A 16,943-nucleotide genomic window follows, 5' to 3' on the forward strand; every position below is an offset into this window, starting at 1 on the left:
TATGGCAGATTCCATCATCCAGTCCCCCGACCTCGGCGACGTCACCGGCTACCTGCGCGAGCGCATCCGTACCGTTCCGGACTGGCCCCAGCCCGGCGTGATGTTCCGCGACATCACGCCGCTGCTGCAGGATCCCAAGACCCTGCGCGTGCTGATCGACGTGTTCGTGCACCGCTATATGGATGCGCAACTGGACCTGGTCGCGGGCATCGATGCGCGCGGCTTTATCCTGGGCGCGATCGTCGCGTACGAGCTGAACCTCGGCTTCGTGCCGATCCGCAAGAAGGGCAAGCTGCCGTTCCAGACCGTGGCCGAGGAATACGAGCTTGAGTACGGCAGCGCCACGGTCGAGATCCACGCCGACGCCTGCAAGGCCGGCGACCGCGTGCTGCTGGTCGACGACCTGATCGCCACCGGCGGCACCATGATGGCCGGGCGCAAGCTGCTCGAGCGCCTGGGCGCGACCGTGGTCGAGGGCGCCGCCATCGTCGACCTGCCCGAGCTGGGCGGATCGAAACTGCTGCACGGTGCCGGGCTGCCGCTGTTCACCGTGTGCAAGTTCGAGGGCCACTGAGCGATGCGCGCGCAACTAAAGACCCACGCAAGGAGTGTCCATGCCTGACCTGCTGCTGTTTTTGCTGACCTCCATCGCCGTGACCGTGGCCCCCGGGCCGGACAACCTGCAGGTGCTGGCACGCGGCATGGCGCAGGGGCGGCGCGCGGGACTGGTGGCGGCGCTGGGCTTTTCGGTCGGCTGCCTGTTCCATACCGTGATCGCGGCGGTGGGGCTGGCCGCGGTGCTGCGTTCCTCGCCGCTGGCCTTCCAGCTGATCAAGTACGCCGGAGCGGCCTACCTGATCTGGATCGGCATCCAGGCGCTGCGCGCGCAGGGCGGTCTGGCGCAGGGCGGCACTGTCGATGCGGTGCCGCTGGCGCGCGTATTCCGCCAGAGCGTGCTGGGCAACATGCTGAACCCCAAGGTGACGCTGTTCTTCCTGGTGTTCCTGCCGCAGTTCGTGCGCGCCGATGCCGCGCACCCCGGGCTGCAGTTCCTGCTGCTGGGCGTGGTCTTCATGGTGCAGACCGCGGTGGTGTTCTCGCTGTTCGGGCTGTGCGCGGGCTGGCTGGGCGCCTGGCTGCGCCGGCGGCCGGCGACCGGGCGCTGGCTGGACCGCGCTGCCGGGGCCATCTTCGTCGGGCTGGGGATCAAGGTCGCGCTGCCCTGAGCCGCGTCGCTGGCGGGCCGCACGCTGCGCCGCCGCATCGTCGCGTCGGCCGATGGCGGCGTTGCCATGTTGCCCGCGCCCCGCAGCGCGGCCCCATGCCGTTGCCGGTGCCGGGGGCCGGGCGCATAATGAGCCCTTGACAACGACACGATGACCGGGCGGAGCCTCCATTCAGTATTCGGCACCGGTCACGCAAAGGCGCAACATGGGCGTTCTCCTTCACCTGTTATCGGGCGTGGCCCTGCTCGTCTGGGGCACCAACATCGTCAAGGTCGGCATCCTGCGCGTCTACGGCGCCAACTTGCGCCATGTGCTGTCGACCAGCGTCTCCAACCGCTTCACCGCCTTCCTTGCCGGCCTGGGTGTCACCGGGCTGGTCCAGAGCAGCAACGCCACCGCGGTCATCGTCAGTTCCTTCGTCGGCCAGGGCCTGATCGCCGTGGCGCCGGCGCTGGCGATCATGCTGGGCGCCAACGTCGGCACCGCGCTGATGGTGCAGGTGTTCTCGCTGGACCTGTCGTGGCTGTCGCCGCTGCTGATCTTCGTCGGCGTGATCTGCCACCTGACCTGGAAGGGCAGCAAGCCCGGCCACGTCGGCCGCGTGCTGATCGGCCTGGGCCTGATCACGCTGGCGCTGGAGCTGATCTCGATCGCGACCCGGCCGGTGGTGCAGGCCGCCGGCGTCAAGGTGCTGTTCGCCTCGCTGACCGGCGATGCGGGCCTCGACATGCTGGTCGGCGCGTTCCTGACCATCCTGTGCTATTCCAGCCTGGCCGTGGTGCTGTTCTGCGGCGCGCTGGCCTCCGCCGGGGTGGTGTCGATCCACGTGGCGCTGGCGCTGGTGCTGGGTGCCAACCTGGGCTCGGGCGTGTCGGCGCTGCTGACTACCTCGGGCAACAACCAGCCGGGCAAGCGCGTGACGCTGGGCAACCTGCTGTCGCGCCTGCTGGGCTGCCTGATCGCGCTGCCGCTGCTGGGCCAGGCCGAGGAACTGCTGGCGCTGGTCGACCATGAGCCGCAACGGCTGATCGTCAATTTCCACCTGCTGTTCAACGTTGCGCTGGCGGTCCTGCTGCTCGGCGCCACCGCGCCGCTGGCGCGCCTGTGCGAAAAGGTGCTGCCCGGGCGCAATACCGGCGACAGCCAGGTCACGCCGCGCCATCTCGATACCGCCGCACTATCGACGCCCACGCTGGCGCTGTCCAATGCCGCGCGCGAAGTGCTGCGCATCGGTGACCGCGTCGAGCAGATGCTCGACAACATGCTGCGCGTGATGCGCACCAACGACGCCAAGCTGGCCACGGCCACCTGCCGCATCGACAACGAGGTCGACGACCTCTACACCGCGATCAAGCTCTACCTGACCCGCATCAGCCTGGAAGCGCTGGACGAGCGCGACGGCCAGCGCTGGACCGAGATCATCTCGCTGACGATCAACCTGGAGCATGCCGGCGATATCATCGAGCGCATCCTGCTCGATACCAAGGACAAGAAGATCGCCCACAACCTGATGTTCTCCGAGGCCGGCATGCAGGAGATCGCCGAGATGCACGCGCGCCTGGTCGCCAACCTGCGGCTGGGTTTGTCGGTCTTTCTCAACGGCGACCTCAAGAGCGCGCAGGCGCTGATGGCGGAGAAGGCCAACTTCCGCGAACTTGAGCGCAAGTACGCACGCACCCATCTGCAGCGCGTGGCGGTGCAGACCGCGGAAAGCATCGAGACCAGCTCGCTGCACCTGGACGTGATCAGCGAGCTGAAGCGGCTGAATTCGCTGTTCTGCGCGACCGCCTATCCGGTGCTGGAGCAGGCTGGCGTGCTCAACCGCAGCCGGATGAAGGAAGACGATGTGGCGCCGGTCACGAGCGTGCAGGCGGCGCAGCACTGAGCGGCACGGCTACAGCTTGTAGCCGAACTTGCGCAGCAGCGCCTTGCGCTCGGCCACATCCGCCTCGGTCTCGATCCCCAGCGGCGAGGCGCCGTCGATCACCCCCACCACGCCGCGCCCGGCATCGGTCTGCGCGACGATCACCTGCGTCGGGTTCGCGCTCGCGCAGTAGATCCGGCATACCTCCGGCACCGCGCGCACCGCGCCCAGCACGTTCACCGGGAAGAAGCCGTCGCCCAGGAAAATCAGGAAGCTGTGCCCCGCGCCGATGGCGCGCGCGTTCTCGCAGGCCATGTCGATCAGGTGCTCGTCAGTGCCCGACCAGCGCACCAGCCGCTTGCCCGAGGCCTCGCAGAAGGCCAGCCCGAAGCGGATGCCGGGCACCGCGCCGACCAGCGCTTCGTGCAGGTCTTCCACGGTCTTGATGAAATGCGACTGGCCGAAGATGAAGTTGGTGGCTTCCGGCTTGGTGACCGGTACGACCGTCAGTTCCATGGCGTGGCTCCTGTGGCGATGCGTGTCGCCGTCCGCTCCATGGTAGGGCGCGAGGTAGCGAAAGCAAGCCGGCGCCTGCTATACCGGAGGGGTTCGCCCACCACCGGAGCCGCCCATGCCCGCAATTTGCAGATGGCTTGCGGTGCTTGCCATCGTCCCGACGCTTGCCGCCGCACAGGTCGCTCCGGCATCACAGCGCGAGGTCGCGCTGACCGAACTGCGGCACCCGAATGTCGTGGTGGTATTGCGCCATGCCAGCGCGCCGGGCGTCGGCGATCCGCCCGGCTTCCGGCTGGCCGATTGCGCCACCCAGCGCAACCTCGACGCGCGCGGCCGCGAGCAGGCGGCGCGGCTGGGCGCGAGCTGGAAGGCAGCCGGGTTCCGGCCGACGCAGGTGTGGAGCAGCGCCTGGTGCCGTTGCCAGGACACGGCGCGGCTGATCGGGCTGGGACCGGTGCAGGTGCAGCCGCTGCTCAATTCATTCTTCGGCGCCGATGCGCAGCGCCGCGACGCGCAGGTCGCGCAGCTGTCGCGGCTGATCGACGGTCTCGACCCGCGCGGCGGGCCTTACCTGATGGTCACGCACCAGGTGGTGATCACCGCGCTGAGCGGGCACGGTGCCGACAGCGGTGGCGGCGTGGTGATCGAGTTGCCGCAGGGCGGCGCGGCGCGGCGCACGCGGGTGTTGCCGGCTGGCGGGCTGGATTGAGCCGCGGTCCGGCGGACAGTCCGCGTGTCACGCGCGCTTGAGCAGCGGCGCCAGATACTTCCCCGTAAAGCTCGCCTTGCTCTTCGCCACCACCTCCGGCGTGCCGCGCGCAATCACCTGGCCGCCGCCGGCGCCGCCTTCTGGCCCCATGTCGATCAGCCAGTCGGCGGTCTTGATGACGTCGAGGTTGTGCTCGATGATGACGACGGTATTGCCCTGGTCGCGCAGCTTGTGGATGACCTTGAGCAGCAGCTCGATGTCATGGAAGTGCAGGCCCGTGGTGGGCTCGTCCAGGATATAGAGCGTGCGCCCGGTGTCGCGCTTGGACAGCTCCAGCGACAGTTTCACGCGCTGCGCCTCGCCGCCGGACAGCGTGGTCGCCGACTGTCCCAGCCGGATGTAGCCCAGGCCCACGTCCAGCAGCGTCTGCAGCTTGCGCCGCACCACCGGCACCGCGCTGAAGAATTCGTGCGCCTGCTCGACGGTCAGGTCGAGCACCTCGGAGATGTTCTTGCCCTTGTACAGCACCTCCAGCGTTTCGCGGTTGTAGCGCTTGCCGTGGCAGACGTCGCAGGGCACGTACACGTCGGGCAGGAAGTGCATCTCGACCTTGAGCACGCCGTCGCCCTGGCAGGACTCGCAGCGCCCGCCCTTGACGTTGAACGAGAAGCGGCCCGGATCGTAGCCGCGCTCCTTGGCCGAGGGCACGCCGGCGAACAGCTCGCGGATGGGCGTGAACAGGCCGGTGTAGGTAGCCGGGTTGGAACGCGGCGTGCGGCCGATCGGGCTCTGGTCGACGTTGATGACCTTGTCGAAATGCTCCAGCCCCTCGATGCGGTCGTGCTGCGCCGGCTCCGGCGTCGAGCCGTACAGGTGGCGCGCCACCGCGTGGTACAGGGTGTCGTTGATCAGCGTCGACTTGCCCGAGCCGGACACGCCGGTGATGCAGGTCAGCAGGCCAACCGGCACTTCGGCGGTGACGTTGCGCAGGTTGTTGCCGCTGGCGTTGACGATGCGCAGCAGCCGCTCGTCGTCGGGCGCGGTGCGCTGCTTCGGCACTTCGATGCGCCGCTGGCCGGACAGGTATTGCCCGGTCAGCGAGGCCGGCGACGCCTCGATCTGCCGCGGCGTGCCCTCGGCCACGATCATGCCGCCGTGCACGCCGGCGCCGGGACCGATATCGACCACGTAGTCGCAGGCGCGGATCATGTCCTCGTCATGCTCGACCACCAGCACCGAGTTGCCGATGTCGCGCAGGTGCTTGAGCGTGCCGATCAGGCGGTCGTTGTCGCGCTGGTGCAGGCCGATCGAGGGCTCGTCCAGCACGTACATCACGCCGGTCAGGCCCGAGCCGATCTGCGACGCCAGCCGGATGCGCTGCGCCTCGCCGCCAGACAGCGTGTCGGCGCTGCGCTCCAGCGACAGGTAGTCCAGCCCCACGTTATTAAGGAAGTTCAGCCGCGCGGTGATCTCCTTGACGATCTTGTCGGCGATCTCGCGCTTGGCGCCGTGCATGTCCAGCGTCAGGAAATAGGTCAGCGCATCGCGCAGCGGCCAGCCGTTGATCTCGAAGATCGCGCGTGCCTGCTCGTTCTCGCCCAGCTTGACGTGGCGCGCCTCGGTGCGCAGCCGGGTGCCGTGGCAGGCCGGGCAGGGCTGGTTGTTCTGGTACTTGGCCAGTTCCTCGCGCACGGCGACGGAATCGGTCTCGCGGTAGCGACGTTCCAGGTTGGGAATGATCCCTTCGAACACATGCTCGCGCACCGTGGCGCGGCCGCGCTCGTTGATATAGGTGAACGGGATTTCCTGCTCGCCCGAGCCGTGCAGCACCACCTGCTGCACCGTTTCGGGCAGGTCCTCGAACGCGGTGTCGGTATCGAAGTCGTAGTACGCCGCCAGGCTTTGCAGCATCTGGAAGTAGAACTGGTTGCGGCGGTCCCAGCCCTTGATCGCGCCCGACGCCAGCGACAGGTTGGGAAACGCCACCACCCGCTTCGGGTCGAAGAACGTGATCTGCCCCAGCCCGTCGCAGCTCGGGCACGCGCCCATCGGGTTGTTGAACGAGAACAGCCGCGGCTCCAGCTCCTGCAGCGAATACGAGCAGATCGGGCAGGCAAAGCGCGAGCTGAAGGTGTGCTCCTTGCCGCTGTCCATCTCCAGCGCCAGCGCGCGGCCGTCGGCCAGCCGCAGCGCGGTCTCGAACGATTCGGCCAGGCGCTGCTTGATGTCGGCGCGGACCTTCACGCGGTCGACCACCACGTCGATGCTGTGCTTCTCGGTCTTCTTCAGCTTGGGCAGCTGGTCGACTTCATAAACCCTGGCCTGCGCCTCGTGCGCGGTGCCGCCGCCCGAGCGGATGCGGAAGCGCACGAAGCCCTGCGCCTGCATGCTGTCGAACAGGTCCGAGTGCTCGCCCTTGCGGTCCACCACCACCGGCGCCAGGATCATCAGCTTGGTGTCTTCCGGCAGCGCCAGCGCCGCATCGACCATCTGCGACACGCTTTGCGCCTGCAGCGGCAGGTTGTGGTCGGGGCAGTAAGGGGTGCCGGCGCGCGCGTACAGCAGGCGCAGGTAGTCATGGATCTCGGTGACGGTGCCGACGGTCGAGCGCGGGTTGTGGCTGGTGGCCTTCTGCTCGATCGAGATCGCCGGCGACAGCCCTTCGATCAGGTCGACATCGGGCTTCTCCATCAGCTGCAGGAACTGGCGCGCGTAGGCGGAGAGCGATTCCACGTAGCGGCGCTGGCCCTCGGCATAGAGCGTGTCGAAGGCGAGCGAGGACTTGCCCGAGCCGGACAGCCCCGTAATCACGATCAGCCGGTTGCGCGGCAGGTCGAGATTGATGTTCTTCAGGTTGTGGGTACGCGCCCCACGGATCTTGATTTCTTCCATATGCCGAAAAGTCGTCGCCAGGCGGGCCGCCCCGGCCGGAATGCGCGCCCGGGCGCACCTCTCGGGGGCAGCCGGCATGGCCAGGTGACCCGGGAAGCGCGAAGGAGCAAACCTGTTAATATACCCAACTTCGGTTTCCGGGGTTGTCCGGCCACCAGCGGACCCGACCATTGCCGCCCAACGGCAACCAGCCCGACCCCGAATCCCACACGATCCCACGATCGCAATGCCGTCGATCCCTTCTTCTTCCACGGAAACTTCCCCGGAAACGGGTGCCGCCGACGCATCCCAGGCTCCCGCGCGCGAACGCATGACGCGCGCCGAACTGCGCGCCGCGGTATCGCTGGCCAGCATCTTCGCGTTGCGCATGCTGGGCCTGTTCCTGATCCTGCCGGTCTTTGCCGAATACGCCCGGACGCTGCCCGACGGGCAGGACGCCCAGCGCGTGGGCCTGGCGATGGGCATCTACGGCCTGATGCAGGCCTTCCTGCACATCCCGCTGGGCTGGCTGTCCGACCGCGTCGGGCGCAAGCCGGTGATGGTGGGCGGCCTGCTGCTGTTTATCGCCGGCGGCCTGGTCGCCGCGTTTTCCGACACGCTCTCCGGCATCATCGCCGGGCGCGCGCTGCAGGGCATGGGCGCGATCTCGGCCGCCATCACCGCCTGCATCGCCGACCTGACCCGCGAGCGCCATCGCACCAAGGCCATGGCGATGGTGGGCGGCAGCATCGGGCTGACCTTCGCGCTGTCGCTGGTGATTGCCTCGCCGCTGCTGCACAGCATCGGCATGTCCGGCATCTTCGGGCTGATGTCGGTGCTGGGGCTGGTCGCCATCGGCGTGACCGTGTTCCTGGTGCCGACCCCGCCGCCGCCGCACCCGGTGCGGCTGCCTTTCCGAAAGGTGCTGCTCAACGGCGACCTGGCTCGGCTCAATGTCGGCGTGCTGGCGCTGCACGCGTCGCAGGTGGCGATGTTCATGGTGGTGCCGGCGATGCTGGCCGATGCCGGCATGCCGCTGGACCAGCACTGGAAGGTCTACCTGCCCGTCGTGCTGGTGTCATTCGTGCTGATGCTGGGGCCGATGATGGCGGCCGAGCGCTACGGCCGCGTGCGCCCGGTGCTGCTGGGCGCGGTCGCGCTGATGACCGCGGTGCAGCTGCTGTTTGCCGCGGTGCACGGGCTGTGGGCGATCGTCGGGGTCTTGCTGCTGTTCTTCGTCGCCTTCAATGTGCTGGAGGCAATGCAGCCGTCGCTGGTGTCGCGCTACGCCGCGGCCGCGCGCGGCGCGGCGCTCGGCGTCTACAACACCACGCAGGCCCTGGGCCTGTTCCTGGGCGGTGCCGCCGGCGGCTGGCTGCTCAAGCACGAGGGCCGCAGTGCCGTGTTCGTGGGCTGCGCGGCGGTGCTGTTGCTGTGGCTTATAATCGCCTGGAGCATGAAGGCGCCGCCGGCGCGCGGGCAGGAAGCCGCACCGGCCGCCGCGGCCTGATCCGGCGCCTGGTTTCGCATCATTTCGTAAAGCATTTGGGCCGGAAAGAGGCCTAGCATCATCGCGCCACCCGGCATTCTGGCGGGGGCGCGATGTTCGTTTACGTCGCGTGTTCGTTTACGTCGCGGCACGATCGCGTCAAACTACAACCCGCTTTCACCGTCATCGTATTGCCACGCTTTTCAACACCGCGCGTGGCTTTTGGAGAACATTTACATGGCATCGGTCAACAAAGTCATTCTCGTCGGCAACCTCGGCGCAGACCCCGAAACGCGCTACATGCCCAGCGGCGACGCCGTCACCAACCTGCGCCTGGCGACCACCGACCGCTACAAGGACAAGCAGTCCGGCGAGATGAAGGAAGCCACCGAATGGCACCGCGTGGCGATGTTCGGCAAGCTGGCCGAGATTGCCGCCCAGTACCTGCGCAAGGGCTCGTCGGTCTATATCGAAGGCCGCATCCGCACCCGCAAGTGGCAGGACCAGTCCGGCCAGGACAAGTACTCCACCGAGATCGTTGCCGACCAGATGCAGATGCTGGGTTCGCGCCAGGGCGGTGGCGGCGGTGGCGGCGATGAAGGCGGCTACGGCGGTGGCGGCGGCGGCGGTAGCGGTTATAGCCGCGAATCGTCGGGCGGCGGCTATGGCGGCGGCCGTGGTGCCCAGGGCGGCGGTGGCCAGCAGGGCGGCGCGGCGCGCCGTCCGCAGCAACCGGCCTCGAACGGCTTCGAGGATATGGACGACGATATTCCGTTCTAACCTTGAGTAAGTAATACTTGTAAAGATTAGCCCCGTGTTCGCGCGGGGTTTTTCTTTTTGATCAGTACTTTATGGGCGGTGGTGCGTTGGAAAGATCAGAAGGTGGTTTTGCGGAAGGGCATGAGATTTTCGTCAGGAAGCGAAAGTGTCAACTTCGGCGCCCAGAAGCTAAGATCTCAGGCGGGATCTTCAACCTCCAACGAGGGAAGAACGTGAGCTAGTGCTCACCACTGCTGATACTTGGATAACGACACTCTGCTGTTGTTCAGGTGCAGCTGGGGCTGTGACAGCGATCGCTTCCATTACTGCGCTTATCATTAGAGACATCGCCATCACCACAAGGGAGATTGCACAGCAATGGCACGATGCACAGCACCAGTTCGAGGGCACCACTCGGCGGCCGCGGCAGCAGCCTGTCCGGCATGTAGTTCCCGCTATGGCGGGTACCGCAGCAGCTATGGAGGCGGGTACGGCAGTGGCTATGGCTCGTCCTACGCTTCTGGTGGCGGGAGCAGCTACAGCAGCGGTGGCAGGTCCAGCGGAGGCGGCAGTTCAAGGCCGCGCTGGTCGCGTGCCGGTTCGTCCGTTTCGTACACGCCCGCTCAGGTGGCGTCCCTCACTCCGATTCGCGAGGCTGTTGAAAAAGAAGCGGCGGCGAAGCCGGACCTTCGGGATTGCTTCCTCTGCCACGCTTGGGATGACAGGCAGGGCGCGGCCAAGGAGCTGCACGATTTGCTCGAGGCGGCTGGGGTCAAGGTCTGGTTCAGCGAGAAGGATCTAGGTCTGGGCGTACCGATGATGCGAGCCATCGATAAAGGCTTGGCGGCCTCGAAAATTGGACTCGTCCTGGTGACCCCCGCATTGTTGGCACGCCTTCCGAAAGAGGGCGTCGCCGACAAAGAGCTTTCGACTCTTCTGCAGGGTAACCGTCTCGTGCCCATCGTGCATGGCACTACGTACACTGCGCTCCGCGATGTTAGCCCCATGCTTGCTTCGCGAAGCGGACTTGACACGTCCGAAGACACGATGGCGGTGGTCGCAACCAAAATTGCCGAGCTGGTCGCTATCTGGAGCTGACAGGTGAAGCTTCCGTGGGGGGAAACGCCGGCGAGAGCCGGTTTTTTGCTTCTGGGGCTGCGATCACCGCTTCGTGACATGGAAAAGTCGTAAACATTGTCTACGGTAATTGGGACGCGTCGGCCGAAGGAGCGCCAATGCATGCCCAATTTCATGTGGTGACGGTCCGGCATCCGGACGGCGAGCGCCTGCCGATCCTGCTGGACGCAGACCGGCAACCTATCGGCTGGATCAACGAGTATGCGATTCAGCGACTGCGTTCACGGCTGTCGGCCAACAGTCTGTCAAAATCACTGCAGGTCATCGGGTTGCTGTGGCAGTGGGCGGTCCAGCATGGCATTCCGCTACAGGCCAGACTGATTACCGGCGAGGGACTCTCACCGGACGAAATTGCCAGCCAACTTTACCCCTGGCTAAGACGCGACTTCAAGTCACGAGGGGCGGTACGCCGGCTGGTCGTGGCTCCGACCACCGTAGCGCAGCGTCTTCAAGTCGTCATGCAGTTCATTCGTTGGCATGTGGAAGGCGCCATGGGGCGTCTGCCGATCGGTAGCCGGGAACTGACTGATATCAGACAACGACTGGCGACGATGCAGCACACGATTGCCACGGCCGGGCCAAGGCGCGCCGCGCCAGTGCATCATGCCTCCCCGCTGTCCGAGGAGCGTGTGAACCGTCTGCTGAGCATCTGCCGTCCCGGCAACGACGAAAATCCCTGGAAGGTCCCCTATCAGGACCGCAATTACCTCATCGTCCTGGTGTTGCTGCTGTTGGGTATCAGGCGGGGCGAACTCCTCAAACTGCGCGTTGCTGACTGCGTCCTATCGGGCGCCATTCCGGAGATCAGGGTTGAGCGCTCGCCCGACGACGCTAGGGATCCTCGTCGCAATGAACCCCAGGTGAAGACGGAGTCGCGACAGTTGCCTTGCGATCGGGCGTTAGCTGGACTGTTGAACGCCTATATCTGTCGTACCCGTCGAGCCATACCGGGTTCAGACAAAAGTCCGTTCCTGTTCCTGGGCCGGAATGGGATGCCGATGAGCCTGGCGCGCGTCAACGGATTGCTCACCCAAGTTGGCGCAGCACACGCCGAATTCCGCGATTTGCATCCGCACTGCCTGCGTAGCACGTGCGCAACGAACTTCCGTGCGGAAGCGTTGCGCAACGGGCTGGACGAGGAGCGCGTCGAGAAACACATGATGTACTTCTTCGGTTGGCGCTCGTCAGAGTCTATCCGGCCGTACGTCTGGCATGCGATCCGGCGGGAGTCCTGTGAGCTCAGCCTTGAATACCAGTCCACGGTCTTTAATGCATCGACGTCGGATATCGAATGACGAACGCCGAGATCAATCGCGCAATCATGTCGTTGCTGCGAAAGAACAACCTTCCACCGTTGCCGAGCTACGTCATCGACCGAGATGGTCGTCGTATGGAGATGAGTGGAACGTACTGGAAGTTCAATGTGCCTACCAACAACGTCGCGTTTCACTGGGAGAGGCAGTCGGACGGAAGCGCCGTAGTGGGCTACGCGTTGCGTCGATGGGCATCGATGCTAATGACGCAACAAGCGAGCCGGAGCGTCATGAATGCGTTGACCAAAGTGCTAGGGGCCCTGAGAGGAAGATCATCAGGCATTGGTACGCAGGGGCTATTGCTGTTGGAGCAATGGCGAGCCTTGGCGTCGGAGGAACAGACGGAAGATCTGAAGGATGCGTTGTGCCGGCATGTCGAGGCAGCTGTTTGCGCACTACGGACCAGGAAGGCGATGGACGAGTTCTACCTTCTGCGCAGCTGGTATCGTTGGTCAGCAACAATGCTTGCGAGCCTGGGGTTCGATGAACAGTTCGCGCTTGAACTAGATGAGGTTTCCATACCCGCACGCTCGTCTCTACTTGCGGTGGAGTTGGAAGACGAGGAGCGCGGACCGCTCTGGGACACGGAGGTGGCTGTTCTGCGTGCCGCATTGGTGGGTGATCGCTCCCAAGAGCGCTCGCACGTGATGCAGCGTGCCGCGATTGCATTGAGCTTGGCATATGGTCGGAATCCATCGAACTATTGCCTCCTCAGAGAGGAGGATCTGTCAAATCAGTTGGCCGGGTTCGACGTGCCGCCACAGTGGAGACTGTCCATTCCCCGCATCAAGAAATGGGGGATCGGTGTGCGCCAGCAGTTCGTGCAAGAGCGGGTGAGCAACGATCTGCTGCCGTTGATACATGACCTGCTAGTGGCCAACGGGAGTATCGATTGTGAAGGGTATCCGCGTCCGCTGTTTATGCGCGATAGTGTGGACGAATGGCGGGTCGGTACTGGTGTCGAGGAGTATGCGTACCACATGACAGGAAAGGAATTCCTGAGACTCATACGGGGGTTCGCTACACGAATGGCAATCCAATCGCCGCGCACCGGACGGCAGCTCCGCTTGAGTTCACGCCGCTTGCGGTACACGTTTGCCACGACGATGGTGGAGCTCGGCGCATCCAAGACCATGCTCGCCACGATGTTGGACCATTCCGATACGCAACATGTGCGGGTCTACTACGCTTTGAAGGGAGCCCGTCTGACCCGCATTCTGAACCGCGCCGCTGCACTACGGCTAGGCCCCCTCATGAAGCTGTTCAAAGGGATGCCCATCGGAGTGGACTCCGAAGCGGCGAGGGACGTTTGCCAGGAAAAAAGGGTCCGCTTCGTCGGTGACGTAGACGCTGTGGAGCCGGTTGAGATCGGCGCATGTGGCCAGTCACCTCGCTGCCTGCTGGACCCACCATTCTCTTGCTACGTCTGTCCCAAGTTCCAGCCGTACCTGGAAGCCGACCATCAGGCCGTACTGGATGCGCTGCTCAAAGGGAGGGATGAGCGTCGTGGTCGGCTCGGCATGCGCCTGTCAGTCCAGATGGATGAGGTGATCTACGCAGTAGCGGAGGTTGTACAACTGGTGGCCCACCATGGTAAACGGAACGGCGGGAAGGCGTAAGACGATGGCGGCCGTCGGCCGCCTGGAAGCACCCGCAGGAGATGACTGGATCGAGAATGGAATGCAGCTGATCGGCAAGGCGAAAGCGTTGATGCCGTTCGGTGATGTCGAGTGGGATGCACCGGTCTGGGATGTCTCGGCTGCCTATGAACATCGCACGCGAGGATACAAGGCCAACGCCGGGGGACTGCGACTGCCATTCACCCAGCATAGGCGAACGGCCAAGGGTGTGGGCGAGCCGCTGCCAGAGGCCTTCGCGGATCTCGTCAAGGCTCTTGTATGCGTCCGGCATCAGAAGCGAGGCCAGTCTGTGAGCAGCCACAGCGTGTTCATCCGGGCTACACGCTACGTGTGTGAGGCAATCCGAAGGACTGGGCATCAACTCGGCGAACTGCGCAAGGATGACCTGGACCGGGCGGCGGCCATGGTTATCCAAAGAGAACTGGAGACATCCGCGTACAAGGTCCTTGGTCACATGGAAGAGTTCGCCGATATGCTGGACCGATATCGTCTCAGCCGCGTGAGGCTGGACTGGCGGTGCAGGCGAAAAGCGCGGCCCCGATCACTGACGCCGGACAGGATTGGAGACCGCTCGACAGAGGTATCGGACAGGCTGCCAAAAGAGGAAGCGATCCGGGCGCTTGGATGGCTTTACCAGAAGATCCCGCAAGCCGAACCCACGGATGATGCGGGCACCGGCGACCGCATGCTGGTTCTGATCGCCACGATCATGGCATGCACTGGCCTCAGAGTTGGCGAGATGCTGACGCTGCCGGTGAATCCGATCTCCATTGCGAAGGACGGTAGTCGGAACTTGCGCTATGCAAGGCTGAAAGGTCGAGCTGACGACGTGATGGTCGAATGGCATACGAAGCCATTGCTATCCGAGACGGTGGAATTGGTGGAGGCTGCGCTGGCGGAACTGCAGAAAGCAACGGCTGGGCCGCGGCAGGTCGCCCTGAAAGCCAGTCGCCGCGGGTCGCTGCTGTTACTACGCTCCCTTCCCGAGAGGCTCTACACGTGTGACATACAAACTGCACTTGGGTTGGAGAGTCGAAATATTGCGCAGTTCCTTAGGAGTAGGGAAATTCCATTCGAGATAGAAAACCGGGGGCTACGTGTTGATCGGGAAGCTTTGCTGTGTGGCATCGCCAAAGACCATTGGTTTGGGCCGATGATCCCGGGGCCTGCCGGTCAAGGGCTCAAGCTTCACGAAGCGTTGTGCGTGGCTTACGCGAATCAGTTCCATCGCGGGACGCGGACAACGCTTAAGTATGCCGCTCGACCCGTATCGGACCAGAACGTAACGGACTTCCTGACCGGACGGCCCGCCATTCGGTCGGCGTTCGAGCGATATGGGCTTGCGGGTGAAGACGGCCTGGTACTGCGTTTGCGATCGCATGGACTCCGGCACTTCCTTAACCATCTGCTGGACGAAGGTGGAGCGCCGGATCTCGTGCAAACGAAATGGTTTGGGCGAAAGCATGAGGCGGACACGAGAGCCTATCAACATCTGACGACTGCCCAACGCGCGGCGCAGGTGGTTAAGGAGGTTCTGGAAGACAAGTTGGCGGGAGGCATTGTTGAGGTTGCCAAAGCCCTGCCGCTTGAAGTGGCAAAGACATTCCTGACTGCACGCATCCAGGCAGTCCACGATGTAGGGCCGGGCTTATGCGTCCACGACTTCCAGATGTCCCCCTGCGAGCGCCATCTGCAATGCACGGCGAAATGCGAGGAATATCTGTGGATCAAGGGCGAAGCGGCCAGAGCGCATGAACTGAAAAGACAGGCTGCGGTGGCATACATCAGCCTGCATGCAGTGACGGCACGTGCGAGGTCGCTATCCTTGATGCACTCGGATTGGTACCGGCATCTTGAGACTCGATATGGACAGCTGACGGAGCAGCTTGCAACGATAGGCTTCCATCAAGCTGATCTGGTGCGATACGTAGAGGAGTATGGAAGTGCCGAAAAGCATCCGGGCAAGCGCAAAGATAAATGAGAGTAAGAAGGCGGGCATCATCGCCGAGCTTGAGCGCTGGCAGGGCAGGGAATTGGGTACGCGACTGACCTGGGAGCGTGTCGAAGCGTTCTCCGGATACACCCGCCAGGCGCTGAGCCGTCATCCGGAGATCGTGCACGCATACCAGGAGGCCAAGCGTGCGCTGGCCGACAGCGGCCGAAAATCCAGATCACGCACGCGTCGCGACGAGCTTGCCTATCTCGATCAAACGGTGGAGAGCCTGCGCGCAAAGATACGCTGGTATGAAAACCTTGAAGCGCTGTGGCTACAGCGCTGGCAACGCATTGCCAATCAATGCCTGCAGCGCGGACTCAGTATCGATGATCTGGATCGTCCGCTGGATCCCTTGAACCGGAAAGCCTAGGCGGAATTAGCGGTTGCGGCGACATCAGCGTTCGGTGTCGCGGCCTTGAGAAAGGTGCAGCCGTCCAACGTCGTCTGGGCAACGGCATCGACGTACTTCTCTGCTTGGGCTGCTCGCCTTCGAACCCGCTGTGCCCATTCGTTGGTGGCCTTGCGATAAAAACGCTCGGACTCCTCCTTCCAGTCGCTGCTTCGATCGGACATGACGTAGGCGAGGTAGACGCGGTCAATGGCGAGATCCTCGAAGCGGCGGTGGTGATGCACCTGGTTCCGCTCGCGAAGCTCCTGGTCAAAATCCCTCTCGAACAACTTGAGGAACTGTCCGATATCGATTCGGTGATGTGGTTCAGCCTTCTTCATCGAATTGAGGTATCTCTTGATCCGCTCCTTGAGTTCGTAGAACCGATTGAAGTACATCTCGCACATGTACGTGAGATGTTCGTGCTTGCTCACGGGCAGGCCATGAAAGGGAAACCGGCGGAAATAGTACTCACAGTCCCTTAGGGCTTGAAGGGCTTGCTCGATGCCCAGGTACTGGACAACCAGGTCGCGCTGTTGCTCGATCTCCGGAGCGAAAGCGAATTCCTCTGGATGGATGTCGTCCTTTGGCAGCGGGAAGTCGTCGTCGTAGAGAGTTCGCGCCAAGCGCCCCTTGCGCCAGTCGGACCACCCGGGGTAGGTCTCCAACTGCTTCATCCAGTGGCCGATAGCGCGTTCAACTAGTTCGCGAGGGGACGACGGGGCGATTCCTTTAGGCATGGCAGACACGGGCGACTCCGTTCGCGCGGGGGAACTGCAGCATTCTGCCATTGGAAAATGTGATTTATAGGGCTTCTGAGAACGCTACCTGAAATTGCCGAGCATTCACGCCCAAATGAGCTCGCGAGCGGCGCAAAATAGCATCACCGCAGCGCGAACCGCGCATCGATCCTCGGTCCTAGCCTGGGCCCCCACGATCCTCAATCTTTACGATGGCCGGGTCGCAGCTCTCCCAAAGCGACCATCCACGCCGGTTGGCGGTCAATGTTTACGCCGTTGCATAACAGAACCGTTC

At 64.0% G+C, this 16,943-nt stretch carries 14 protein-coding genes; 11 read left to right on the forward strand and 3 right to left on the reverse strand.

All coding sequences use genetic code 11. The annotated features are described in order from the left end of the window. The first annotated feature begins 1 nt into the window (after window position 1). The 3 genes from AC3FMM_RS27185 (at window position 2) to AC3FMM_RS27195 (ending at window position 3,111) form a co-directional block, all read left to right on the forward strand. Window positions 2–574, forward strand: a complete 573-nt coding sequence (locus tag AC3FMM_RS27185) for an adenine phosphoribosyltransferase (RefSeq protein ID WP_111518227.1) — start codon at window positions 2–4, stop codon at window positions 572–574. A 40-nt stretch (window positions 575–614) separates the two neighbouring features. Continuing rightward, the gene (locus tag AC3FMM_RS27190) at window positions 615–1,226 is read left to right on the forward strand and encodes a LysE family translocator (protein WP_116312116.1); all 612 of its coding nucleotides are present in this window, start codon (window positions 615–617) and stop codon (window positions 1,224–1,226) included. A gap of 205 nt (window positions 1,227–1,431) precedes the next feature. Beyond that, window positions 1,432–3,111 carry a Na/Pi cotransporter family protein gene (locus AC3FMM_RS27195; RefSeq protein WP_115708063.1) on the forward strand — a complete coding sequence of 560 codons (1,680 nt, stop codon included), beginning with the start codon at window positions 1,432–1,434 and terminating at the stop codon, window positions 3,109–3,111. Window positions 3,112–3,120: 9 nt separating this feature from the next. On the opposite strand, the gene AC3FMM_RS27200 is transcribed toward AC3FMM_RS27195, so the two are convergent. Then, window positions 3,121–3,606, reverse strand: coding sequence for an adenosine-specific kinase (locus AC3FMM_RS27200; RefSeq protein ID WP_115708065.1), 486 nt, complete (start codon window positions 3,604–3,606; stop codon window positions 3,121–3,123). Between the two features lie 115 nt (window positions 3,607–3,721). Here AC3FMM_RS27200 and AC3FMM_RS27205 point away from each other — a divergent pair, with 115 nt between their 5' ends. Next, window positions 3,722–4,315: a histidine phosphatase family protein gene (locus AC3FMM_RS27205; protein WP_115708067.1), complete on the forward strand. Its 594-nt coding sequence runs from the start codon at window positions 3,722–3,724 to the stop codon at window positions 4,313–4,315. Between the two features lie 27 nt (window positions 4,316–4,342). On the opposite strand, the gene uvrA is transcribed toward AC3FMM_RS27205, so the two are convergent. After that, a complete protein-coding gene (gene uvrA / locus AC3FMM_RS27210) occupies window positions 4,343–7,207 on the reverse strand; it encodes an excinuclease ABC subunit UvrA (RefSeq protein ID WP_116312118.1) in 2,865 nt (954 codons plus the stop codon). A gap of 226 nt (window positions 7,208–7,433) precedes the next feature. On the opposite strand from uvrA, the gene AC3FMM_RS27215 reads away from it, so the two are divergent. The 7 genes from AC3FMM_RS27215 (at window position 7,434) to AC3FMM_RS27245 (ending at window position 15,890) form a co-directional block, all read left to right on the forward strand. After that, on the forward strand, window positions 7,434–8,696 hold the full coding sequence (locus tag AC3FMM_RS27215) for an MFS transporter (RefSeq protein ID WP_115708071.1): 1,263 nt from the start codon (window positions 7,434–7,436) through the stop codon (window positions 8,694–8,696). A 216-nt stretch (window positions 8,697–8,912) separates the two neighbouring features. Further along, a complete protein-coding gene (locus tag AC3FMM_RS27220; protein WP_488687727.1) occupies window positions 8,913–9,455 on the forward strand; it encodes a single-stranded DNA-binding protein in 543 nt (180 codons plus the stop codon). Between the two features lie 606 nt (window positions 9,456–10,061). Next, window positions 10,062–10,532: a toll/interleukin-1 receptor domain-containing protein gene (locus AC3FMM_RS27225; RefSeq protein ID WP_367394840.1), complete on the forward strand. Its 471-nt coding sequence runs from the start codon at window positions 10,062–10,064 to the stop codon at window positions 10,530–10,532. A gap of 137 nt (window positions 10,533–10,669) precedes the next feature. After that, window positions 10,670–11,866: a tyrosine-type recombinase/integrase gene (locus tag AC3FMM_RS27230; protein ID WP_488686216.1), complete on the forward strand. Its 1,197-nt coding sequence runs from the start codon at window positions 10,670–10,672 to the stop codon at window positions 11,864–11,866. After that, window positions 11,863–13,503, forward strand: coding sequence for a hypothetical protein (locus tag AC3FMM_RS27235; RefSeq protein ID WP_488686215.1), 1,641 nt, complete (start codon window positions 11,863–11,865; stop codon window positions 13,501–13,503). Before AC3FMM_RS27230 ends, AC3FMM_RS27235 begins: the two co-directional genes overlap by 4 nt. Window positions 13,504–13,507: 4 nt before the next feature. Then, a complete protein-coding gene (locus AC3FMM_RS27240) occupies window positions 13,508–15,505 on the forward strand; it encodes an integrase (protein WP_488686214.1) in 1,998 nt (665 codons plus the stop codon). Then, complete coding sequence (locus tag AC3FMM_RS27245; protein ID WP_488686213.1) at window positions 15,462–15,890, forward strand: hypothetical protein; 429 nt, start codon at window positions 15,462–15,464, stop codon at window positions 15,888–15,890. The genes AC3FMM_RS27240 and AC3FMM_RS27245 overlap by 44 nt, the downstream gene beginning before the upstream one ends. On the opposite strand, the gene AC3FMM_RS27250 is transcribed toward AC3FMM_RS27245, so the two are convergent. After that, a complete protein-coding gene (locus AC3FMM_RS27250) occupies window positions 15,887–16,585 on the reverse strand; it encodes a hypothetical protein (RefSeq protein WP_488686212.1) in 699 nt (232 codons plus the stop codon). The two genes, AC3FMM_RS27245 and AC3FMM_RS27250, sit on opposite strands and share 4 nt — an antisense overlap. Window positions 16,586–16,943: the final 358 nt, after the last annotated feature.

The organism is Cupriavidus sp. 207A1 (assembly GCF_057798955.1).